Annotated in this window: 23 protein-coding genes; 10 read left to right on the plus strand and 13 right to left on the minus strand. The window is 64.6% G+C overall.

The window, feature by feature from the left end; genetic code table 11:
* Window positions 1-2: 2 nt before the first annotated feature.
* The 3 genes from CK218_RS00195 to mntR form a co-directional block, all read right to left on the minus strand.
* Window positions 3-1,271, minus strand: coding sequence for a TCR/Tet family MFS transporter (locus CK218_RS00195; protein WP_066994589.1), 1,269 nt, complete (start codon window positions 1,269-1,271; stop codon window positions 3-5).
* A gap of 144 nt (window positions 1,272-1,415) precedes the next feature.
* On the minus strand, window positions 1,416-2,333 hold the full coding sequence (locus tag CK218_RS00200; RefSeq protein ID WP_067326758.1) for a neutral zinc metallopeptidase: 918 nt from the start codon (window positions 2,331-2,333) through the stop codon (window positions 1,416-1,418).
* Window positions 2,334-2,700: 367 nt separating this feature from the next.
* Window positions 2,701-3,153, minus strand: coding sequence for a manganese-binding transcriptional regulator MntR (mntR, locus tag CK218_RS00205; protein WP_066994948.1), 453 nt, complete (start codon window positions 3,151-3,153; stop codon window positions 2,701-2,703).
* Between the two features lie 228 nt (window positions 3,154-3,381).
* Here mntR and CK218_RS00210 point away from each other — a divergent pair, with 228 nt between their 5' ends.
* From CK218_RS00210 to CK218_RS00220, 3 genes are all read left to right on the plus strand, one after another.
* Window positions 3,382-4,731: an Nramp family divalent metal transporter gene (locus CK218_RS00210; RefSeq protein ID WP_095826532.1), complete on the plus strand. Its 1,350-nt coding sequence runs from the start codon at window positions 3,382-3,384 to the stop codon at window positions 4,729-4,731.
* Window positions 4,732-4,776: 45 nt separating this feature from the next.
* Window positions 4,777-5,619 carry a protein-L-isoaspartate O-methyltransferase gene (locus CK218_RS00215; RefSeq protein ID WP_095826533.1) on the plus strand — a complete coding sequence of 281 codons (843 nt, stop codon included), beginning with the start codon at window positions 4,777-4,779 and terminating at the stop codon, window positions 5,617-5,619.
* A 96-nt stretch (window positions 5,620-5,715) separates the two neighbouring features.
* Window positions 5,716-6,366 carry a dihydrofolate reductase family protein gene (locus CK218_RS00220; protein ID WP_066994573.1) on the plus strand — a complete coding sequence of 217 codons (651 nt, stop codon included), beginning with the start codon at window positions 5,716-5,718 and terminating at the stop codon, window positions 6,364-6,366.
* Window positions 6,367-6,416: 50 nt separating this feature from the next.
* On the opposite strand, the gene CK218_RS00225 is transcribed toward CK218_RS00220, so the two are convergent.
* Window positions 6,417-7,283 carry a LysR substrate-binding domain-containing protein gene (locus CK218_RS00225; RefSeq protein WP_082980449.1) on the minus strand — a complete coding sequence of 289 codons (867 nt, stop codon included), beginning with the start codon at window positions 7,281-7,283 and terminating at the stop codon, window positions 6,417-6,419.
* Between the two features lie 99 nt (window positions 7,284-7,382).
* Here CK218_RS00225 and CK218_RS00230 point away from each other — a divergent pair, with 99 nt between their 5' ends.
* Entirely contained in the window at window positions 7,383-7,982 is a 600-nt protein-coding gene (locus tag CK218_RS00230) for a LysE family translocator (protein WP_095826840.1), read from the plus strand.
* Between the two features lie 29 nt (window positions 7,983-8,011).
* On the opposite strand, the gene CK218_RS00235 is transcribed toward CK218_RS00230, so the two are convergent.
* Entirely contained in the window at window positions 8,012-9,190 is a 1,179-nt protein-coding gene (locus tag CK218_RS00235) for an MFS transporter (protein ID WP_095779710.1), read from the minus strand.
* 192 nt (window positions 9,191-9,382) lie between these two features.
* Between CK218_RS00235 and CK218_RS00240 the strand changes: the two genes are divergently transcribed.
* The 5 genes from CK218_RS00240 to CK218_RS00265 all read left to right on the plus strand — a co-directional run bounded on the left by CK218_RS00240 (window position 9,383) and on the right by CK218_RS00265 (window position 15,620).
* Window positions 9,383-9,739 carry a helix-turn-helix transcriptional regulator gene (locus tag CK218_RS00240; protein WP_095826534.1) on the plus strand — a complete coding sequence of 119 codons (357 nt, stop codon included), beginning with the start codon at window positions 9,383-9,385 and terminating at the stop codon, window positions 9,737-9,739.
* Entirely contained in the window at window positions 9,739-9,954 is a 216-nt protein-coding gene (locus CK218_RS31010; protein ID WP_245434826.1) for a hypothetical protein, read from the plus strand. Before CK218_RS00240 ends, CK218_RS31010 begins: the two co-directional genes overlap by 1 nt.
* Window positions 9,955-10,143: 189 nt before the next feature.
* Window positions 10,144-10,932: an SH3 domain-containing protein gene (locus CK218_RS00250; RefSeq protein ID WP_348628706.1), complete on the plus strand. Its 789-nt coding sequence runs from the start codon at window positions 10,144-10,146 to the stop codon at window positions 10,930-10,932.
* 372 nt (window positions 10,933-11,304) lie between these two features.
* Complete coding sequence (carB, locus tag CK218_RS00255) at window positions 11,305-14,796, plus strand: carbamoyl-phosphate synthase large subunit (protein ID WP_095826536.1); 3,492 nt, start codon at window positions 11,305-11,307, stop codon at window positions 14,794-14,796.
* A 434-nt stretch (window positions 14,797-15,230) separates the two neighbouring features.
* Window positions 15,231-15,620: a hypothetical protein gene (locus CK218_RS00265; RefSeq protein ID WP_179294409.1), complete on the plus strand. Its 390-nt coding sequence runs from the start codon at window positions 15,231-15,233 to the stop codon at window positions 15,618-15,620.
* Here CK218_RS00265 and CK218_RS00270 read toward each other — a convergent pair.
* Entirely contained in the window at window positions 15,604-16,071 is a 468-nt protein-coding gene (locus CK218_RS00270; RefSeq protein ID WP_095826537.1) for a hypothetical protein, read from the minus strand. The two genes, CK218_RS00265 and CK218_RS00270, sit on opposite strands and share 17 nt — an antisense overlap.
* Complete coding sequence (locus tag CK218_RS00275) at window positions 16,072-16,455, minus strand: DUF6152 family protein (RefSeq protein ID WP_095826538.1); 384 nt, start codon at window positions 16,453-16,455, stop codon at window positions 16,072-16,074.
* 231 nt (window positions 16,456-16,686) lie between these two features.
* On the opposite strand from CK218_RS00275, the gene CK218_RS00280 reads away from it, so the two are divergent.
* On the plus strand, window positions 16,687-17,007 hold the full coding sequence (locus CK218_RS00280; protein WP_066994550.1) for a DUF1476 domain-containing protein: 321 nt from the start codon (window positions 16,687-16,689) through the stop codon (window positions 17,005-17,007).
* A 28-nt stretch (window positions 17,008-17,035) separates the two neighbouring features.
* On the opposite strand, the gene CK218_RS00285 is transcribed toward CK218_RS00280, so the two are convergent.
* The 6 genes from CK218_RS00285 to CK218_RS00310 form a co-directional block, all read right to left on the minus strand.
* The gene (locus CK218_RS00285) at window positions 17,036-17,593 is read right to left on the minus strand and encodes a DUF4142 domain-containing protein (RefSeq protein ID WP_095826539.1); all 558 of its coding nucleotides are present in this window, start codon (window positions 17,591-17,593) and stop codon (window positions 17,036-17,038) included.
* 210 nt (window positions 17,594-17,803) lie between these two features.
* Window positions 17,804-18,628, minus strand: a complete 825-nt coding sequence (locus tag CK218_RS00290; RefSeq protein WP_095823228.1) for a carbohydrate ABC transporter permease — start codon at window positions 18,626-18,628, stop codon at window positions 17,804-17,806.
* Window position 18,629: 1 nt separating this feature from the next.
* On the minus strand, window positions 18,630-19,568 hold the full coding sequence (locus CK218_RS00295; protein ID WP_095826842.1) for a sugar ABC transporter permease: 939 nt from the start codon (window positions 19,566-19,568) through the stop codon (window positions 18,630-18,632).
* A 5-nt stretch (window positions 19,569-19,573) separates the two neighbouring features.
* Window positions 19,574-20,842 carry an ABC transporter substrate-binding protein gene (locus CK218_RS00300; RefSeq protein ID WP_095826540.1) on the minus strand — a complete coding sequence of 423 codons (1,269 nt, stop codon included), beginning with the start codon at window positions 20,840-20,842 and terminating at the stop codon, window positions 19,574-19,576.
* A 401-nt stretch (window positions 20,843-21,243) separates the two neighbouring features.
* Window positions 21,244-21,741, minus strand: coding sequence for an N-acetyltransferase (locus CK218_RS00305; protein WP_095826541.1), 498 nt, complete (start codon window positions 21,739-21,741; stop codon window positions 21,244-21,246).
* Between the two features lie 44 nt (window positions 21,742-21,785).
* Window positions 21,786-22,763 carry a lytic transglycosylase domain-containing protein gene (locus CK218_RS00310; RefSeq protein WP_095826542.1) on the minus strand — a complete coding sequence of 326 codons (978 nt, stop codon included), beginning with the start codon at window positions 22,761-22,763 and terminating at the stop codon, window positions 21,786-21,788.
* Window positions 22,764-22,890: the final 127 nt, after the last annotated feature.

The following is a 22,890-nucleotide window of genomic DNA, read 5'->3' on the forward strand; positions in this document are numbered from 1 at the left end:
TCTCAGGCCGCGTCGGTCGCCGCTTCCTGCGCGTGCATGCGCTCGACCTCCTTCGGTGTCGGCTTGGCCACCTTCGTCACGAAGACGATCACCGCCAATGTGAGGAAAACCGCGCCGAGCACATAGGGCGCGCCGCCGAACTCAACCGGCGCGCTTGGGCCGGTGAACCAGGAAAAGATCGCCGTATAAAGCAGCGGCGTGATGATCGAGGTGATCGAGAAGATCGAGGTCATCGCGCCCTGCAATTCGCCTTGCGCCGAAGGCGGCACCTTGGCGGCCGCAAGGCTCCTCAATGGCGGGTCGGCGAGCGCTTCCAGGCAGCCGGCGACGATCACCGCGTAGATCATCCAGCCCTGCGTCGCAAACGCGTAGCCGAAGGCGCTGAGCGCGGTGAAGGTAAGGCCGATCGCCGCCGTCCTCCACTCGCCGAGCTTCGGGATGACACGCGGCAGCACCGTCGCCATGACGATCGCGCCGCATAGGCCGAAGGCGCCGAGCGAGAAGCCGATCTGCTGCTCATTCCAGCCATAACGGTAGCTTGAAACGAAGGACCAGACCGCCGGATACATCATGTGGCCGAGCGTCATCAGGAAGAAGACCAGCCCGATCCAGCCAATGCCGGGATAGTTGCGCATCTGGATGAGCGTGCCGACCGGATTGGCGCGTTTCCATTCGAAGCGGCGACGATGCTGCTCGTCCAGTGTCTCCGGCAGCAAGAACATCGCGATGAGGAAGTTCACCAAGGCGAGCCCGGCGGCGAAGTAGAACGGCACGCGCGGCCCGAATGTGCCGAGCAGTCCGCCGAGCACCGGGCCGATGACGAAGCCGACGCCGAAGGCAATGCCGAGCAGGCCGAAATTCTTGGCCCTGTTCTCGTCGTTCGAGATGTCGGCGATGAAGGCCGACGTCGTCGAATAGCTGGCGCCGGAAATGCCGGCGAGCACGCGTCCGATGAATAGCATCGGATAGGACCAGGCGATGGCGCAGATCAGATTGTCGATGGAGAAGGTGAGCACCGAGGCAAGCAGGATCGGCCGCCGCCCGAAACGGTCGCTTAAGCCGCCGATGACAGGCGCGAAGAAGAACTGCATCGCCGCATAGACGAAGAACAGCCAGCCGCCCTCGATAGCCGCCTCGCTGACGCCGGCGCCGGTCAGCTCCTGCAGATAGGCCGGCAGCACCGGCATGATGATGCCGAAGCCGATGACGTCGAGCAGCAGCGTCGTGAAAACGAGCGCAAGGCCCCGCTTGGCGGTCTTGGGGTCGATCATGGTGACAAGCTCCTCGGCCGCCTTGGACGGGAGGCTCTTATAGGCGAGACAGCCGGCCGGAACAATAAGCGAACGACCGCAACTGCCTCATCCTGACATCAGTTCCCGGCAGCCCGCCGCGGTGCCGCAGCCCTGCGTCGCTGTTCAGACCGGATTATTGAATGTATCGCAGTCCGAAAGCTTGCCGCTCTTGTAGCCGCGCGCCAGCCAGGTCTGCCGCTGCGCCGACGTGCCGTGGTTGAAGCTTTCCGGAACCACATAGCCCTGCATTTTTTTCTGCAGCGTGTCGTCGCCGATCTGCTTGGCGGCATTCAGCGCGCTTTCCATGTCGCCCTGCTCCAGAATGCCCTTCTGCGCGGTATAGTGCGCCCAGACACCGGCGAAGCAGTCTGCCTGAAGCTCGACCCGGACCGACATCTGATTGGCCTCGGCCTCGCCCATGCCCTGCCGCATCTGGTTGAATTTCGACATGATGCCGGTGAGGTTCTGCACGTGATGGCCGACCTCATGCGCGATCACGTAGGCGCGGGCGAATTCACCCGAGGCGCCGAACTGCTGGTCGAGCTGCTGGAAGAAGGTCATGTCGAGATAGACCTTGTGATCGCCCGGGCAATAGAACGGTCCCGCCGCCGAAGAGGCAAAGCCGCAAGCCGACCGGATCTGGCTGCTGAACAGCACCAGTTTCGGGTCCTCATAGGTGAGGCCATTGGCCTTGAAGATACCGCTCCATGTGTCCTCGGTCTCGGCGAGCACGGTCGCCACGAACTGTTTCATCTCGTCCGAGGCGGGCGCGCCGCTGTCCGGCGAACTGCTGTCTTCGGTAATCTGGCCGCCGCCGCCCGGCACAAGGCCACCACCTTCACCCAGGATCTGCGATGGATCGAAGCCGAAATACCATCCGGCGAGAACCACCAGAATGACGAAGATGATGCTGCCGCCGCCGCCCGCTCGCCCCCCGATCGGAACGCGGAACTGCCGCGGACCGCCACCGCCGAACCCGCCGCCGCTGTCGCTGCGCTCGTCCTCGATATTGTCGCTCTGACGGCGGCCTCTCCAAAGCATGGCAACTTCCTCGCAATGCAGATGTTCTGGAAGGTCCGGCCTAAGACCGCCCCCTTCAGACAATTATCGCAACGGTCACGCCGAGTCACAGCATTTTTGCTGACCAAAAGACCGCGCGTCCGGCTCCAGATGGGAGGAGAATTCAGAGCTTTTGTTTCGACCGGTTTCGGCCTCGGTCTTTGCGCTCGTCACGAGCCGCCGCCTGTCTCAACCCGTTGGCCGCTTGCTAGCCCTTCGTGGTCCGTGCCTGTTCAACGCCCGTCGCTTCCTCCCTTCCACGCGATCATCGCGCAACGTCAGGAGCAACGTGCGTACCGTTCGGCGGTTCCAGCGACTCGTCGGTCGGGAAGTTTAACGCTGGCGGGGCTCAGCGTGTCGTCATCGCCCTGCGAAATGCATCCAGCGTCTCGGCGCTGACATGGTGCTCGATGCCCTCGGCATCGATCCGTGCCGTCTCGGCGCTGACACCGAGCGAGCGCAGGAAGGCTTCGACAGTCTCGTGACGGATGCGGCTCTCCTGCGCCACCTTGCGACCGGCGTCCGTGAGAAACACCCCGCGATAGGGTTTCCTGGACACCAGCCCATCGGCGCAGAGCCGTGTCAGCATTTTTGCCACGGTGGGTTGCGCGACGCCAAGCCTGGCCGCGATATCGACCTGACGGGCCTCGTTTCCGTCCTCGATCAGATCGGCGATCAGCTCGACATAGTCCTCGACAAGCGCGCTGCGACGCGCTTCGCGGGTCTGTCGGAACCCTTCCGAATGGATTTCGGCATCAGGAAGCGGCTTTTCGCGTCGAACCGGTCTGTTCCTCAGCGCCAATACGCGCTCCTTCATGGCTGAATCGGCTCCGCACTCATAGCACGGAGCGTGGTGCTCTGGCCGTTTATTTGCATTCCAGGGCCGGCGCAACCCGGCGTTTGCTGCTGCACGCGGCGCCTGTCGGCGTGCATCACAAGAGCTTGAACAATGAAGTATAGCCTGTTGCATAATGTTCAGCCTTAGCATACATACTGGCGATCCTCGATACCCTTCCAGCGGACCCCCCCGATGTCAGAAGCAGTGTCCCGCCCCTCGTGGCAATTCGCCCGCTCCGATGAGACTGAGCAGCCCAGTCTGCGCGAGGTCAATGCCTCGATCAGGGTGCCCGACACCGGTCTCTGGTTCCGCCGCATGTTCGCCTTCATGGGTCCCGGCTACATGGTCTCGGTCGGCTATATGGACCCGGGCAACTGGGCGACAGACCTCGCCGGCGGCGCCCAGTTCGGCTACACGCTGCTTTTCATCATCATGCTGTCGAACCTGATGGCGATCCTGTTGCAGGCGCTGGCCGCCCGCCTCGGCATCGCCACCGGCCGCGACCTCGCGCAGGCCTGCCGCGCCTATTATCCGCGTCCGGTAAATTTCCTGCTCTGGATCGCCTGCGAGCTGGCGATCATCGCCTGCGACCTCGCCGAGGTGATCGGCACGGCGATTGCGCTGCAGCTCCTGTTCGGCATCCCGCTGATCGGCGGCGCCGTGCTCACCGCGCTCGACGCCTTCCTTGTGCTGCTGCTCATGAACAGGGGCTTCCGTTATCTCGAGGCGTTCGTCGTCGCGCTCCTGATCATCATCTTTGGCTGCTTCGCCATCCAGATCTTCGTCGCCGCCCCGCCCGCCGGCACAATCCTGCATTCGATGTTCGTGCCGTCGTCCGAGATCGTCACCAACCCGACGATGCTCTACATCGCCATCGGCATCATCGGCGCCACCGTGATGCCGCACAATCTCTACCTGCACTCCTCGATCGTGCAGACCCGCGCCTATGAGCGCACCGATGCGGGCAAGCGCGATGCCATCAAGTGGGCGACTACGGACTCGACCATCGCACTGATCCTGGCGCTGTTCGTCAACGCGTCCATCCTGATCGTCGCGGCAGTGGCCTTCCACGGCACCGGGCACCAGGATGTCGCCGAGATCGGTCAGGCTTTCGAATTGCTGTCGCCGCTGTTGGGCTTGAGCATCGCCTCGATCCTGTTCGCGGTCGCGCTGCTCGCCTCCGGGCTCAACTCGACGGTCACCGCCACGCTTGCCGGCCAGATCGTGATGGAAGGCTTCCTGCGTCTGCGCATTCCGCAATGGGCGCGCCGCCTGCTGACGCGCGGCCTTGCCATCGTCCCCGTCGTGATCGTCACCGCGCTCTACGGCGAAAAGGGCACGGCCCAGCTCCTGGTCTTCAGCCAGGTCATCCTGTCGATGCAGTTGCCCTTCGCCGTTGTGCCGCTGGTGCAGTTCGTCTCGGATAAGAAGAAGATGGGCAGTTTCGTCATCTCGCGCGGCGTCGCCGCACTCGCCTGGGTAGTCGCGGCGATCATCCTGGTGCTCAACTTCAAGCTGCTCTTCGACACTTTTGCCGGCTGAGTTCGAGCCGCGACATCCCGGCCGGCCGCGCTATCTTGTAAAAGCATGACCGTTTCGGACGACGCCCGAAAATTCTACGCCAAACTGATGGCCGCGCATGCGCGCTCCGCCGATCCCCGCATCGAGGAGGCGTTCGCCTCCGTGCCGCGCGAGGCCTTTCTCGGCCCTGGACCTTGGACAGTCTTTGCCGGCGACGGAGCGTTCAAAACCCCGACTGCCGATCCAAGCTACATCTACCAGAACGTGCTGGTGGTGCTCGATGCCGACAAGGGCATCAACAACGGCGAACCGGTTCTGCACGCCATGTGGATCGGCAAGATCGAACCGAAACCCGGCGAAGCCGTCACCCATATCGGCGCCGGCACCGGCTACTATACCGCGCTGCTGGCAAGGCTGGTCGAGCCCGGCGGCAGCGTCACCGCCTTCGAGATCGAAGCGGATCTCGCCGCGCAAGCCAAGGTGAACCTCGCGGCCTATGGCAATGTCGAGGTCGTTGCCGGCGACGCTGTCGCCGGCCCGCTGCCGCCCTCCGACATCATCTATGTCAATGCTGCCGTCATTGCCCCGCCCCCTGCGTGGCTGAGGGCGCTCAGGCCCGGCGGCCGGCTGATCTTCCCCTGGCGGCCGGCGCAGCGTATCGGCCTCGCCGTGCTGGTCACCCGCATGCAGGCGGGTTTCGCCTGCAGGCCCTTCATGGGTTCCTGGTTCATCCCTTGCGTCGGCGCCTCCCTCGCCGGCCCGGAGGCAAGAGTGCCAACTCGCGAACGCGCCAGCCGCACGCGCTCGATCTGGCTGACCGAAGACAAGGCGCCCGATCGCACTGCCACTGCCGTGTTCGGCGATGTCTGGTTCTCGTCCCGCGCCATGCGCGCCGACAGCGAACGATAGAAATCTGCGGGAGCCTGTGTCGGAACGTAGGCTCGTCGCCCGTCCTTAGGCCGAAATCCGGCCGCGACGGCGCGGATCACGAAAAGGAGAAGACAGATGCGCAAGATCATCGCCGCCACATTCGTCAGCCTCGACGGCGTCATGCAGGCTCCGGGCGGCCCGGAAGAAGACCCGGTCGGCGGCTTTCAATTCGGCGGCTGGACCTTCCATTACTTTGACGAGGTGGCGGGGGAGGCAATGGACGAATTGTTCTCCAAGCCCTTCGCCCTGCTGCTCGGCCGCAGAACCTATGACATCTTCGCCGCGTATTGGCCGTATCAGAAAGATTCGATCGCAGATGCCTTCAACCCGGCGACCAAATATGTCGCGACGCATCGGCCGGATAGCCTGACCTGGCAGAACACGCAGCCGCTTGGACCAGACGTCGTTGCCAGGCTCAGGCAGCTCAAGCAGGAAGACGGACCCGATCTGCTCATCCAGGGTTCGGGCAATCTGATCCAGACCCTGCTCGCCAATGGGCTGATCGACGAGATCCGGTTGATGATCTTCCCGCTGTTGCTGGGCAAGGGAAAGCGCCTGTTCGGCGATGACGCGATGCCCGCCGCCTTCAAGCTCATCAAGTCGCAAACCACCAGCACGGGTGTCATCATGGCGACCTATGAACGTGGCGGCGACGTCAAGACCGGATCTTTTGCGACAGAGCAGCCTTCGGAAGCCGAGCTCGAACGGCGCAAGAACTGGAAGTAGCGCCAAGGTTCCTCGCCCCCAAAGCGGGGGCGAGGAACGAAAAGTGTCGCTCACGCTGCCTGGCGATGCCGCGCCAGACCCTCGCGGATATGAGTGGCGAATGCCTCTGCCGTCGGCGTGACCGCATGCTTCGGCAGGTGCAGGTTGACGGAAAAATTCGGCAGCGCCGGTAAGTCGGCGTCGGACAGGATGTCGAGGTCGGCCGGAACCGTCGAGGCGAGCCAGGTGGTCACCGCAAGGTCCGACCGTACCGTTGCGGTCGTTGCGTCGATGTTGCCGTTCTCGAACACGGTGCGCCAATCGAGCCCATGCGTGCCGAGCGCCGCCAGCACCGCCGGACGGAAGGCGCAGGTATCCGCGACCATGGAGATCGGCAAAGGCCGCTTCAGGCGCGCGGAGCCGCCTTTGGCGCCGACCCAGACCAGCCGGTCGACCACCAGGCATTCGCCGGCCGTCGGACCGGCCCGCTCCTCGATGACCGCAAGGTCGATTGTCCCCGCCGCCAGCGCCGCCGCGAGTTCCGGCGAAGAGGCGCAGACCAGCGAAATCTCCACCTGCGGATAGGCTTCGGCGTAGGTTTTCAAAACAGGTTGCAGCAATGTGCCGACAAGGTCGTAGGGCACGCCGATCCGCACCCCGCCGGCGACCGCCTTGCCGCTTATCTCCGCCAGGATCTCGTCATTGAGCCGCAAGAGACGCCGGCCCTTGTCGAGCAGCCGCTCGCCGGAACGCGTCAGTCTCAAGCCGCGGCGGTCGCGCTCGAACAACATCTGGCCAAGGATCTCCTCCAGCCGCTTGATCTGCTGGCTGACGGCGCCCTGGGTCAGGTTGAGGGCGTTGGCCGCGGCCGTCATGCTGGCTTTGTCGGCCGTCGTCACGAAGGTGCGGACAAGTGAGGTGTCGAGATCGCGGAACATCGCTGCATTATAATCACTAATGCAGACCATATCCAACATTGCATTTACTGATAGCGCCGAGCGCCTAACATGCAGGCTCCTTCCACCGTGGAGGCTTGGATGTCCGAAACCATCATCCCCCTTGTCCTGTTCGCGTTGATCTCGACCTCGACGCCCGGCATCGCCACGACGCTGTCGACGGCATCCGGGGCGCAGTTCGGCTTTCGCCGATCGTTGCCGCTGATGGCCGGCAGCGCCGCGGGACTGGCGTCGGTAGCGGCGGCGGGTGCTGCCGGCCTGGCCGGGCTGATCGCCGCCGTCCCCTCGCTCCAGCTTGCGATGAAGATCGCCGGCTCGCTCTATCTGATCTGGCTGGCGATCAGGATCGGCCGCAGCGGCCCGCCCAAGCTCGACGTGAGCATGGCTAGGCCGAACAGCTTCTTCGGCGGCGCCGGCATTCAGTGGATGAATCCCAAGGGTTGGGCAATGGGCCTGGGTGCGGCCGCTTCCTTCGCGGCGCTTGCCGACGGCCCCTTGCAGTTGGCATTGCTGCTCGGCGCCGTGTTCGGCCTTGCCGCGGCCGTCTCGCTGTCGCTCTGGTGCGTAGCCGGCACGCTGCTGGCACGTTTGCTCCGAACCGAGCGGCAATGGCGCGCGCTCAACATCGTGCTTGGCCTGCTGCTGGCCGCCTCCATCCTGCAGATGTGGCGGCCAGCCTGAGGCCGGCAAGTCCTTCAGGTTTGCGAAGTCTATTCCGCCGGCATGGCGACCGGGCGAGTGAGCGCGCGACCCGCGAGCACCACACCCAGCCCGCCGATCGGGAATACCGCCGCGACCAGCCCGAGATCGGCCGGCGCGCCGAAACGCAGCACCGCACCGCCGACCACCGCGCCGAGCGCGACGCCGAAATAGAGCGCCGAGGCGTTGAGCGAGAGCACGATCGGGGCGGCATCGGGCGCTATTTTGATGATCCGGCTCGCCTGGGCCGGCGGGAAGGCCCAGCCGACGATGCCCCACGGCACCATCATGCCCATCAGCGCCGGCCCGGCGATCGAATGCGGCAGGAAGGTCGGGATCAGCGAGAGGGTAACGAGCATCGCTGCGCTCAGCCCCAGCGACCAGCAAACCGTGCGCGCCGCGCCGAAACGGTCCGCCGCCTGACCGCCGGCGATGTTGCCGATGACGGCGCCAACGCCGAATGCGAGCAGCATGCCGGGAAGCGCCAGCGGACTGAGGCCGCCGCCCTCGATCGCCAGAGGCGCGATGAAGGCAAAGACGGTGAAGGCGCCGACCAGCGCCAGCACGGTCGTGACCAGGATCGGCAACACGCCGGGACGGACCGCCGCCGCGAGCCGCGCCTTGAGCGGCAGCCTGGTGCCGACAATGCCGCGCGGCAGCCGCCACCACAGGATCGCCCCGGCAAGCGCGCCGAGGCCGGCAATGGCGAAGAAGGTGCCGCGCCAGCCGGCAATCGCCGCCACCAGCGCGCCGAGCGGCGCGCCGACCGCGACCGCCACCGTGGTGCCGCCGACCACGACCGCGATGGCGCGGGCCCTGTGATGGTCGTCGACCAGCGCCACGGCGGTGCCTTGCGCGGTTGCCGCGAACAGGCCGGACGATAGCGCCATGACGATGCGTGCTAGGAGCAGCAATTCGAATGACGAGCTTAGCGCCGCGACAATATTGCCGATGACGAAGAACACCAGCGTCCACAGGATGACGCGCCGCCGGTCCCACTCGCCGGTCAGCGTCGCCAGGATCGGCGCGCCGATCGCATAGGCGAGCGCGAAAGCGGTGATCAGCGAGCCGGCGAGCGGAACGGAGATGCCGGCATCCGCAGCGATATCGGGAAGAAGGCTGGAGATGACGAAGCCTTCGGTCGAGATCGCAAACGATCCGAGCGCAAGCCAGAAGATCCGCTTGTCCATTGGATATGTCCTTTGTTCAAAAGTTATTGAACAATTGGACCTGAAGGGCCATGATGTCAACGGCGCTTGGGCAAATTAGCCGAACCCTCCTGACAGCCCTGTGTCAGGACGCGTAGAAACCGGGAAGCTGTGTAACCAAGCAAGAAGAGGAGACGCGTTGAAGTCGGTGCCGTTTGCGCTTAATTCTCAGCGATGACCTTGCCTCATCCGACCGCCGATCAGATCAGCCTGCCGATCGTGCTTGCCGTGCTTGGCGACCCGACCCGGCTGGCCATCGTGCGCTTTCTCGCCAGCAAGGAAGGCGTGCCGATGAACTGCGGCAAGTTCCTCGACCTCGCCTCCAAGACCAATCTCAGCTACCACCTCGCCAAGCTGCGCGAGGCGGGCGTCACGCGCACCGAAGCGGTCGGCACCAGCCGGCTGATCACCCTGCGCCGCGACGACCTCGACAGGCGCTTTCCCGGCCTGCTCGACAGCGTGATCGCGGCCGCCGGCGAGGACAAGGCGCTTCCAGCGGTCGGCACCGCCGATTCGGAGATCGACGCCTGATGCGCATTGCCGTTCTGGCCGATATCCATGGCAACGTGCTGGCCCTCCAGCCTGCCGGATCGCGTTGTGCGGCAATAGCCATCGCAGCGAGCTCATCCGCATTCCCGCCGGCGCATGTCTCCGAGCAGGACAGCCGGCATGCGCGCTACGGCATCGTCGAGATGGATGCCTCCCGGCCGCTGCGACCGCTTCGAGGCGATCGCCGTGGATTATGACCATTAAGCTGCCGCAAAGCAGGCCGAAGCAGCGGGACGGCCGGAATGGGCGCACGCGCCGCGGACCGGATTCACAAGGATTGAGCGAAGCTCATATGCAGGGTTGAACGAAGTTCATATCTGATTGAGCGGAAACGCCAGGACTGCAGTGCATTAAGGATGAAGCGCAAAGTCACGCTCCGATCGACATTGCTGATCGCCGCACCTTTGCTGCTGGCCGCCGTGCCGGCTTTGGCCCAGGACGCGCCAGCCACGATCATTTCGATCATCGGCGGCCTCGCCCCGGACGATCTCCTCAACATCCGCACCACCGCCTCCCCGGATGGAAAGATCGCGGCGCGCCTGCCCAACGGCGCAGCCGTGAAGAACTACGGCTGCAAAACCGTCAAAAACTATCCCTGGTGCAAGGTCGAGGACACGCAGGACGCGCACATCACTGGATGGGCGCCGGCCCGCTATCTCAGCCCGAACAACCCGGCCCCGGCGCCCGAGGATGCAGCCGTGCCGGCAACTGACGCCGGCCCGCCACAGGAAGCGAACGCGCCCGAGCCCTCTGAAGAACCGCAGCCGGACATCGCCGCGCGCCTGGGCCGCAGCGAGCCGGCCGCTCCGCCATCCGCGGCCGATATCAGCGCGATCGCCATGCAGGACGCTTACACCCTCGCCTTCGCCGCCTCGGCAATCACGGAGTCCGACACCCCTGCCCCAGACGCCGCCGGCGGCATCCCCTGCGCGCGCCGGATCGGCCAGCCGATGACCCGCTGCCAGATCAGCGTCGCACATGAGGCCGGCGACAGCGTCGTGACCGTGACCTGGCCGGACGGCGGCACGCGCATCATCCACTTCCATGACGGCAAGCCGGCCGGCTCGGACTCCTCCGACGAATTCCGCTTCACCCGCGAAGGCAGCTTGAACATGATCCGCATCGGCGTTTCGGAGCGCTTTGAGATCACGGATCAGCTGGCCCTGGGGAATTGACAGGCTGAAGACGCCGGCGGGACAGCGCCCCCCCTCTGTCCTGCCGGACATCTCCCCCACTTGGGGGGACATCGGCTGTTTTGGCGCCTCGCTTTTTCTTCACCGTCGAAAATTGGCGAAAGCAGTCGTGACGTCCAATCTCCCCCCTCGAGGGGGGAGATGCCCGGCAGGGCAGAGGGGGGCGCGAAGGAATGAGACGCCTGGTTTGTTCCGTCACGCCAACCCGCAAACCCTCATTTTCGGGGTTACATCCGCCAAAACTCTTCCCTATAAGGCCCTCCTAGCCTGATACCAGAATCGCAAGCACAACCGGCCGGGTCCTCCCCGCCCGGTTTTTCGTGCAAGCCGCTCGCCGAACGGAATCCATAGACCATGCCAAGACGCACCGACATCAAGTCGATCCTGATCATCGGGGCCGGCCCCATCGTCATCGGCCAGGCATGCGAGTTCGACTATTCCGGGACCCAGGCCTGCAAGGCGCTGAAGGAAGAGGGTTTCCGCGTCATCCTGGTCAACTCCAACCCGGCCACGATCATGACCGATCCGGAGCTGGCCGACGCCACCTATATCGAACCGATCACGCCCGAAGTGGTGGCGAAGATCATCGCCAAGGAGCGCCCCGACGCGCTGCTGCCCACCATGGGCGGCCAGACCGCGCTCAACACCGCGCTGTCGCTGCGCCGCATGGGTGTGCTCGACCGCTACAATGTCGAGATGATCGGCGCGGATGCGCATGCCATCGACAAGGCCGAGGACCGCGCGCTGTTCCGCCAGGCGATGAGCAAGATCGGCCTGGAGACGCCGCGCTCGATGCTGGCCAATGCCACCGAGGTCAAGGACGCCGACCGCAAGATCCACGAGGCCGAGCGCGCCGCGCTCAAAGCCGAGAACCCCGAAAACCTCGATGCCGCGCTCGACGCGCTGGAGACGCGCTGGAACCTCGGCGAAGGCGACCGCAAGCAGCGCTATATCAGCCACGCCATGGCGATCGCGGCGCAAGCGCTCGACCATGTCGGCCTGCCGGCGATCATCCGCCCCTCCTTCACCATGGGCGGCACCGGCGGCGGCATCGCCTACAACCGCGCCGAATTCTACGACATCGTCCAGTCCGGCCTCGACGCCTCGCCGACCACCGAGGTGCTGATCGAGGAAAGCGTGCTCGGCTGGAAGGAGTACGAGATGGAAGTGGTCCGCGACAAGGCGGACAACTGCATCATCATCTGCTCGATCGAGAACCTCGACCCGATGGGCGTGCACACCGGCGATTCCATCACCGTCGCGCCGGCGCTGACCTTGACCGACAAAGAGTATCAGATGATGCGCAACGCCTCGATCGCGGTGCTGCGCGAGATCGGCGTCGAGACGGGCGGCTCCAATGTGCAGTTCGCCGTCAACCCGGCCGATGGCCGCCTGGTGGTGATCGAGATGAACCCGCGCGTCTCGCGCTCGTCCGCGCTCGCCTCGAAGGCGACCGGCTTCCCGATTGCCAAGGTCGCGGCAAAGCTTGCCGTCGGCTACACGCTGGACGAGCTGGAGAACGACATCACCGGCGGCGCGACGCCGGCCTCGTTCGAGCCGTCGATCGACTATGTGGTGACCAAGATCCCGCGCTTTGCCTTCGAGAAATTCCCCGGCGCCGAGCCGGTGCTGACCACCGCCATGAAGTCGGTGGGTGAGGTGATGGCCATCGGTCGCAGCTTCCAGGAATCGCTGCAGAAGGCCCTGCGCGGACTGGAAACCGGCCTCACCGGCCTCGACGAGATCGAGATCCCCGGCCTTGGCTCGGCAGACCACGTCGACGACCGCAATGCCATCCGCGCCGCGCTCGGCACGCCGACCCCCGACCGGCTGCGCATGGTGGCGCAGGCGATCCGCATGGGTACCTCGCTCGAAGACGTGCACGCCATGTGCAAGATCGACCCGTGGTTCCTCGAGCAGATCGCCGGCATCATCGCCATGGAAGAGCGCATCCGCGAGCACGGCCTGCCGCAGGACGCGCCGAACCTGCGCATGCTGAAGGCGATGGGCTTTTCCGACGCACGCCTCGCGTCGCTGACCAGAACCGACGCCGAAGTCATTCAGAAGACCAGGCAAAAGCTCGGCGTTCATCCGGTCTATAAACGCATCGACACCTGCGCCGCCGAGTTCGCCTCGCCGACCGCCTATATGTACTCGACCTATGAGACGCCCTTCGCCGGCGAGCTCGCCAATGAGGCGCGTGTGTCGTCGCGCAAGAAGGTCGTCATCCTCGGCGGCGGCCCGAACCGCATCGGCCAGGGCATCGAGTTCGACTATTGCTGCTGCCATGCCGCCTTTGCGCTGCGCGATGCCGGCTTCGAGGCGATCATGGTCAACTGCAACCCGGAGACCGTGTCGACCGACTACGACACGTCCGACCGGCTCTATTTCGATCCGCTGACGCCGGAGGACGTGCTGGAGATCCTGCGCGCCGAGCAGGCCTCCGGGGAACTGGTCGGCGTCATCGTCCAATTCGGCGGCCAGACACCGCTGAAGCTGGCCGACGCGCTGGAGAAGGCCGGCATCCCGATCCTCGGCACTTCGCCCGACATGATCGACCTTGCCGAAGATCGCGACCGCTTCCAGAAGCTGTTGCACAAGCTCGGGCTCACCCAGCCGAAGAACGGCATTGCCTATTCGGTCGAGCAGGCGCGCCTCGTCGCTGCCGAGCTCGGCTTTCCGCTGGTGGTGCGCCCGTCCTATGTGCTCGGCGGCCGCGCCATGCAGATCATCTACAACGAAGGCATGCTGCAGACCTATCTGCTCGACACCGTGCCCGGCCTGGTGCCGGAGGACATCAAGCAGAAATACCCGGCCGACAAGACCGGCCAGATCAACACGCTGCTCGGCAAGAACCCGCTTTTGTTCGACACCTATCTCACCGGCGCCACCGAGGTCGATGTCGACTGCCTCTGCGACGGCAAGGAAACCTTCGTCTCCGGCATCCTGGAGCACATCGAGGAGGCCGGCATCCATTCGGGCGACTCGGCCTGCTCGTTGCCGGTATATTCGCTGCAGCCGGAACTCGTCGACGAGCTGGAACGCCAGACCGCCGCACTTGCCCGGGCGCTCAATGTCGGCGGCCTGATGAACGTGCAATACGCCATCAAGGACGGCACGGTCTATGTGCTTGAGGTCAACCCCCGCGCCTCGCGCACCGTGCCCTTCGTCGCCAAGACCATCGGCCGTCCCATTGCGAAAATCGCCGCCCGCATCATGGCCGGCGAGACGCTGGAAAACGCCTTCGCGCATTACGGCGCCATGCCTGACGCGCGAAATCCCGGCCATATCGCGGTCAAGGAAGCCGTCTTCCCCTTCGCCCGCTTCCCCGGCGTCGACATATTGCTCGGGCCGGAAATGCGCTCGACCGGCGAGGTCATGGGCCTCGACCGCGACTTTGCGCTGGCCTTCGCCAAGAGCCAGCTAGGGGCGGGTGTTGATCTCCCCCGCGCGGGCACGCTGTTCGTCTCGGTGCGCGACGAAGACAAGAAGGGGATTCTGCCCGCCGTAAAACGCCTCGCCGAGCAGGGCTTCAAGGTGCTTGCCACTTCCGGCACCGCCCGCTTCCTCGCCGAGAACGGCGTGGTCGCGGAAAAGATCAACAAGGTGCTCGAAGGCCGCCCCCACATCGAAGACGCCATCCGCAACCGTCAGGTCCAGATCGTCTTCAACACCACCGACGGTCAGAAGGCAGTGTCGGATTCGAAGTCGCTGCGGCGGGCGACACTGATGCAGAAGGTGCCTTACTACACGACGCTGTCGGGCGCTGTGGCCGTGGCCGAGGCGATCGCGGCGCTGCGCGCGGGAAACCTCGAGGTTCGGCCGCTGCAGGAGTATTTTGGGTAAGGGCAACTTTGGCAGGGTAAGGAACATCACCAATTTAAAGGCATGATGTTTAGGTAATCTGCTTTCACAGAGGCGCAGTTTAGTTCGCGGCGAGCGCATCCACAGAGCCAGCTTGCGGGAATTCTCCAAGATATTGGAGCGATGCCGCCGCCGTTGCGCTCTACGGCGCCCCCTCTGTCCTGCCGGACATCTCCCCCACAAGTGGGGAGATCACCCGTCATCGCGGCTTTCGCCAATCGCCAACGGTGCAGGATCGGCGAGGCGGCGAAGCTGCCAATTTCCCCCCAAGTGGGGGAGATGTCCGGCAGGACAGAGGGGGGCGCCGTAGAGCGCGACTTCGTGCCCGTTCATCTCAGCGCATTTTGGTACCGGCACCGATTAGCAACTCCGGAACCCCGCTTCCCCGCATTCTGCCCGTAGGCTAAAAATCTGCGATGGGTGACATCTCCGAAGACGAAATCGACCTGTGCTGCCCGCAGGTGGTCGCCGACAACGCCGCCAAGGGGCTGCGCCTGCGCAAGCAGTTCGGCCGCGGCGGCACCGAGATCGGCGTCGCGAGGGCCACGGAGTTGAAGAACCGCAAGAACCTTTCACCCTCGACCATCCGCCGCATGGTCAGCTATTTCGCCCGCCATGAGGTCGACAAGCGCGGCAAGAACTACGGCAACGAGGAAAATCCCTCTGCCGGCTACATCGCCTGGCTGCTGTGGGGCGGCGACGAAGGCCGCGCCTGGGCGCTGGAGATGAAGAAGAAGGTCGGCAACGCGCCGGACATCGGAGCAGCAGCCGGCTCTTCCTGGGTTTGCTTCACAGAAACCCTATGAACCGGCCGGCGAAAAGCACGCAGGTCCACAGGCCGAGCGAAATCACGGCCAGGACAGCCGCAATGCCCCCGGCCGACTCGGCCACGCCGCTCGTGCGCGTCAAGCGCGTGAAGGCAAGGAAATTGGCCCCCGCCAGCAGGATCAGCGTCATCTTGGCAAGGAAGACCGGCATCGCCGCATAGGTGCCCGCCTTTACCGAAAACAGCACCGCCCCGGTGATGATCGCCCCGCCAAACGCCCCAAGGGCTACGCGGCGCAGCAGCGCGACGAACGGCGCGTGGGGCAGCGAGCGGAAGGCGCCGAGGACGCTGAAATCCATGAGGCCGACGCTGGTGAGCAGCGCGCCGACCGCCATGATGTGCAGCGCATTGACGATCGGATAGGCGATGAAGGAGGCTTTCAGCCCGCGCACCAAGGCAAGCTGCTCGATGCCGGCCAGAAACTCCGCCATCTAGGCCGGCGGCAGGCGGTCGGGATAGACGTCGTAGCGCTTGCCGCCGACGATGATGCGCACCGCCTTCATGCGCTTTTCCGCCTCCTCGCGCGAGCGATGGCCGATCGCGGTTACCGCGTCGCCGACCTTGGCGACCTCCTCGGTGAAGCCGGCGGCGATGGTGCGGCCCGGCGGCGCCATCTCCACCCGCCACACCTCGCCCTGCGCATCGACGTCCAGCGTCGCATGCGGATTGCCGATATAGATCGCCGCGATCTTGCCCTTGAGCTCGAAGAACTCGTCCTGCGTCCACGACCAGCCGTGATGGGCATAGGCGGCAGTGCCAAACATCAACGCCGCCGCCAGCACGACGCCCTGCATATGGTTCAACGGCAACTGCATCGCCCGTCTCCTCCACTCCTCCCGCCAGGGGTCGAAACGAAACTAGGCTACGGCCCGGCCAGGTCAAATCACATCGGAGCTTCGACCCGGCATGACACGAATTTCGGGTCTGCGGCGTCCACAGCACGATCAGGCCTTGCTACAGGCCTTCATGCTCCCCATTTTCGCTTCTCCTGGCCGCTCTTCTCATGCATCGAAGGCGGTCGAACTCACGTCTGAGCGAGGCAAACCATGAGCAGCATGAGGGATCGTCAGGAAGGCTTCGAAAAGAAATTCGCAATGGACGAGGAGACGAAGTTCAAGGCCGTGGCGCGCCGGAACAAGTTGCTTGGCCTGTGGGCCGCCGAAAAGCTCGGCAAATCCGGCGTGGATGCCGACGCCTATGCGAAAGAGGTGGTGCGCGCGGATTTCGAGGAAGCGGGCGACAACGACGTATTCCGCAAGGTCCGCGCCGACTTCGACGCGGCGGGCGTCGTCCAGTCGGATGCCCAGATTCGCCAGGCCATGGACGAGTTGCTGGCAACGGCGGTCGAGCAGATCAAGGCGAGCTGAGGATCCGCTGCGGGGGCAGAAACCACCCTCACTCGTGCTGCGCCACCGCCAGTTCCTTCACATGCTTCTCGTGCATTTTCAGCACCGGCAGAGTCTTCTTGGCGAATTCCTTCAGCGCCGGGTCGTCGCCGGAATTGGCATAGGTGCTGAACAGCGCGACCGCGTCCCTGTGCGCATCCATCAGCATCTTGATATACTTCCGGTCGAACTCCGTGCCGCTCGCCTGCTTGAGCTCGCCTAGCATCTGCTGTTCCTTAGGCCCCAGGGCGGGGCCGGCAGGCTTGATAGAAGCCGTCGTCTGGCCCTGGCTCATCGCCGCCTTGAAATCCTCCCCGGCCTTGGTGTGGTCCCTGACCATCTCGTCGGCAAAAGCCTTGAGTTCGTCCGACTGCGACTTCTCCTCGGCCAGCCTGCTCGCCTGGATTTCGAACTCATTGGCATTGGGTACGGTGGTGACGAAAGTCTGCGTGTCGACCTTATTGTCTGCCGCCATTGGCGCGACATCGTTGCTGTCGCTCGACTGAGCAAGAGTGGCCGGCGCGCCGGCAAGGAGCGCCATGGCGGCCGCGGTCAGAAGCGTTTTCATCTGGAATCTCCGATCAGCCCCTTGCACTTCCAACGCGAAATGGCGCTGCCGGTTGCGTTGAGGGCCGTGAAGAAGGCTGTGTTTAGATTCAGGGTCAGGCCGAGCCGAGGATGGTGGTTCCGAGGACCGGAGCGTGCTTGAAGTACGTGAACACCGGAAGCGCAGGACACCGCCATGTGCAGCCCGGCATCACCTGAACATCAGCAAGGCCTACCCCTTCACGCCGCCGGCGGTGAGGCCGGAAACGATCTTGCGCTGGAAGATCAGCACCAGCACCACCAGCGGCACCGTGACGATCACCGAAGCGGCCATGATGTTGCCCCAGGGGATCTCGAATTGCGAGTTGCCGGAAAGCAGCGCGATCGCCACCGGCACCGTGCGCTGCGCGTTGTTGGAGGTGAAGGTCAGCGCAAACAGGAACTCGTTCCATGCGCCGATGAAGGCGAGCAGCCCTGTCGTCGCCAATGCTGGCCACATCAGCGGCAGGAAGACGCGAGTGACGATGATCCATGGCGTCGCGCCGTCGAGGATCGCCGCTTCCTCGATTTCGACCGGCAGGTCGCGCACGAAGGCGGTGAGCACCCAGACCGTGAACGGCAGCGTGAAGATCATGTAGGAGAAGATCAGTGCGATGAGCGAATTGTAGAGGCCAAAGGCCCGGATGATCTCGAACAGGCCGGCCAGCACCGCGACCTGCGGAAACATCGACACCGACAGTATGGCAAGCATCAGTGCCGAACGGCCGCGGAACCGGACGCGTGCAAGCGCATAGGCGGAGGTCACGCCGAGCAGCAGCGAGATGAGCACGACCGCGCCCGAGACGACCAAGGAATTCAAGAGATTGCGCAGGAAAGGACCTTCGACCAGCACGTTCCTGTAGTTGGCGAGGCTTAACGCCTGCGGCCAAAGGCTCGCCTCGAACAACTCGGTGCCGGATTTCAGGCTGGTGACGACGGCGTAATAGAGCGGAAACACCGCGACGAAGACGATTGCCCCCACCAGCAGGAAGAAGCCTAAACGCTTCAACATCGCCATCTCAGCGGCCTCCTTCCAGCTCTATCCGGCCAATGCGGATGTAGGAAATGGTGAGCAGCGCGACGATCAGGAAAAGCAGCGTCGAGGCGGCCGAGCCATAGGCGAACTTGTCGAACTCGAACAGGTTCTCGCGCACGAACACCGACATCGATTTGGTGTGCACATTGTTGGGCGTCAGCACGTAGATCAGGTCGAAGATGCGCAGCGCGTCGAGCGCGCGGAAGATCACCGCAACCATGACCGCCGGGCGGATGAGCGGCAAGGTCACCTTCCAGAAGATCTGCCACGGATTGGCGCCGTCGAGCCTGGCGACCTCGATAACATCGCGCGGCAGCATCTGCAGCGCGGCGAGGAAAAGCAGCGCCATGAACGGTGTCGTCTTCCAAATGTCGACGATCAGCACCGCGATCATCGCCGTGTCGGTGCTCGCGGTCCAGGCGATTTTGGCGTCGATCAGGCCAAGGTTGAGCAGCACCGCATTGATGATGCCGAACTGGTCGTTGAGCATCCACTGCCACATCTTGGCCGAGACGATGGTCGGGATCGCCCAGGGAATGAGGATCGCCGCCCTGACGAAGCCGCGGCCTCTGAAGTCGGCGTTGAGAACGAGCGCCACGATCATGCCGAGGACCGTTTCGCAGCTCACCGACACCACGGCAAACAGCAGCGTGTTCCACACGGCGCGCCACCAGACCGGATCGGCGAGCAGCCCGTCATAGAGCACGCGGCCGCTCGGCATGCTGAGCATCGAGAAATAATTGTCGAAGCCGACCCATTGACGGGCGTCGAGATCGGCCAATGAGGCGTCGGTGAAGCTGTAGTAGAAGGTGCGCAGGAGCGGCCAGCCGGCGACGGCGGCAAGGACCAGAAGCATCGGCGCCAGAAACAGCCAGGCCGAGCGCACGCGTTGCCGCATCAGGCGCGAGCGGCTCACAGGCATCGCCCTCACCAGCCCTTGCCCTTCAGCCTGGTCAGCCTGGCTTCGAGATCGGCCAGATTGTCGGCGGCGCTGCCGTCGCCCGACATGGTGTTGTGGACGGCCGTCCAGAATTGGCTCGAGGCTTCGTTGTACTTGATTTTGGCGACCGCCGAAGGGCGCGGCGCCGCGTTGAGGAATATCTGCTTCCAGCGCGGGACGATCGGCTGTTCCCTGGCGATATCGGGATCGTCATAGAGCGCTTTGATGGTGGGCAGGTTGGACGTCCTCAGCGTCCGATACTTCTGCATCTCGGGCGAGGCGATGAACTTCACCAGATCGATCGCCGCGTCCTGGTGCTTGGAATATTTGGAAACCGCGAGATTCCAGCCGCCGAGCGTTGCCGTCGGCCGGGCGCCCTCGCCGGTTCCTGCCGGCAGCGGCGCCACATCGAACTTGCCCTTGATCGGTGAGGTCTCGCTGTTGCCGAGCGCATAGGCATAGGGCCAGTTGCGCATGAAGACGGCATTGCCGGTCTGCCAGACGCCGCGCGATTCCTCTTCCTGGTAGGCGAGCACGCCCGGCGGCGCAATGGTGCCGATCCAGCCCTTGACCATGTCGAGCGCGGCCGCGGCTTGTCGATTGTTGATGGAGACCGTGCCGTTGGGCTCGATGATCTGGCCGCCGCCATTCGACATCACCCATTCGAGCGCATCGCAGGTCAGCCCCTCATAGGCGTTGCCCTGGAAGACGAAACCCCACAGGTCCTTGTTGCCGGCGGTGCGCTCCTTGTCCATGACGAGCTTGGCGGTGTCGGCCAGTTCCTGCCAGGTGGTCGGCACCTTGCCGCCATATTTGTCGAGCAGATCCTTGCGGTAATAGAGTGCCGGCGCGTCGGTGAAGATCGGCAGCGCCACCAGCTTTCCGTTCACGGTCTGCGACTGGATGATCGACGGGAAGTGCTCGGCCACGATATCCCTGGTCGCCGCGGTGAGATCGACGAGTTGGCTGGCAAGCTGCGGCGCCCAGATCACGTCGGTCTGGTAGACGTCGATGTCGCTGTTTCCCGCCGCGAGCCACAATCTGAACTGACCGAACTGGTCGGTGCCCGACGGCGGGATCACCACGACGTCGACCTTGTTGCCGCTCTGCTTCTGGTAGCGGTCGAGTATCTCGCGCAAGACCTTGATGCCGTTGCCCGTGTCGCCCGACACGATCGACAGCTCGACCCCGCGAGCCGGCGCCACCGCGAGCATCACGCCGACGGCAAGTGCAAGGAATGCGCGGTAAAATTTCATGCTGGTGGGCCTCGCCTCGGAACCGTCCACGCGGACCTTGCCGCGTCGGCTGATGATGACCCTCCGCCCGCATTGAATGCGGAGCGACGCTTCGGGGTTCCCGACATGGCCATCGGGGACGGGTCCGGGAGCGGACTGACCCCAGTCACTCAGTTTAGGGAGATCTCGCGATTGGCCGCAGGCCCAAAGCGGGCGGGCTCCGAAACCCGCCGCCCCGGAGCCCGCCTTGGAGTGGCTGACGCATGCCGGCACAGCCTCTCCGACGCCTTGCCAGCGTCGATCCGCCGATCGGCCGCCCTGCACCACGACGCATTAGCATGTCCTAACGTCAGCTTGTGTGAAGCGGTTCACAATGCGCCCTGCATTCGGTTGTGTCGCTGAAGGCAAATGCTGCGAAGCGCCTAGCCTTCCCAGGCCACCGGAACCATGCCCAGCCGCTCGTAAAGCCTGAAGGCTGCGGGGTTCTTCACCGTGTTGGTCTTGAGGTCGACATGGGCGGCACCTTTGTCGCGGAAAGTCAGGAACACGTGCCGCATCAGCGCCTCGCCGATGCCGTGCCTTCGCGAGTCCGGATGAACGGCGAGATCCTTGACGAAGCCCGACGCCCAGCAAAGCGCGGCGCCCGCCAGCAGCCCCTTGCCGTCGATGACCAGGAAACAGAGGTCCGGATCGAACTCGGTATCGCCAGAGATGCGCTGCCACCATTCGTCGAACGGACCTTCGGCGCCGTCGTCGAATGCCTCTTCCAGCAGTGCGTGCAGGGCCTGCGCATCCCTGTGCTCGAACGGGCGCATAACGAAGCCTTCCGGCCAATGCGGCGCGGTCAGCGCATCGTCGAGAAGCTTGCGAAGGCGGACATCGTTGAGGGCCGGCGGCCGGCGGTTGTCAGTGTCACGCATGCAACTGCCCCAAAGACCGATGGGACGCGCCTCGTTGCCGGCGCTCAGGCGCCCGGCTGCAGGCGGCGCCGGTCGACGCCGAGACCCGTTTGATCGAGCAGGCCCTTGCGCTTGGCGTCGTAATAATAGCCTGTCTGATAGAGCTGGTCGGCCCGCTTGGCATTGCCGCCCGAGACCAGCCAGGCGCCGCGCAGGTATTTGACAGCGTATTTGAGATTGGTCTCGGCGTCGAACAGGCCGGCTGCCGGCCCGTCATAGCCCATGCCGCGTGCGGTCGCGTGCTTGATCTGCATCAGCCCCCAATGCCCGTGATTATAGGCCTTCGGATTGAAGGTGCTCTCGCGGTTGACGACATGGCGCACCAGATCGACCGGCACTTCGTAGATCGCCGAATATTTCTCGATCAGCCGCTCGATCTCGGCGCGCGGACCTGTGGCATGCTGTTCGGGCTGGCCCGGTTGGGCAAGCAGCGCCGGGTTCTGCGGCATCACATAGGCGACCTGCTGCACGCCCGGCATGGGAGCCACCTTCGCTGATTGGCCGGTGACCGGCATGGCAACAGCGGCGCTCTTGTAGGCGGCGGCCTGCTTGAGCGCACCGGGGCCGGTCGGCGATGCGCCGGCCAGCAGCACCGGCGGCGGCGGAAACTGCCCGGCGACGGGTGTCGAGCCGGCGAACGCGGCAGGTTGCGCCGGCGGCGGAAGGGCGGCGCCGGGCTGCGCGGGCGGCGGCAACGGCGCGCCAGCCGTCGTCGCGCCAGGCGCCGTCGCCCCAGGTGCCGTCGCCAGGGCCACAGCATCGCCGGTCAGCGCCGCCGTTTGCACCTGAGCGAGGCCGGAAGGCTCCGGCAGCACAGCAACGGTTTCGGGCAGCGCGATGGTCGGTGTGTCGTCCTCGGCGGCCGGCGTCGATGCCGCCGCAAGCGCCGGCGAGGGTTTCATCTGTGAGGTCGAGGTACAGCCGCTGAGGCCGGCAGCGGCAACGAGCACGCCGATCGCGGTGAGGATGATTTTCGCTGCCAAGCCCTGCAGGTCCGATTGTCGGTTGTTGAAGAGTCCTTACACCAGCGATTCCAGCCGGGCAATCAGGGCCAGTGTGCAGCTTTCGGGTGGCGAGACTCGAAGCAAACTGCGATATTGTTCCCCATCT

Source organism: Mesorhizobium sp. WSM3879 (genome assembly GCF_002294915.1).
Classification (GTDB): Bacteria; Pseudomonadota; Alphaproteobacteria; order Rhizobiales; family Rhizobiaceae; genus Mesorhizobium.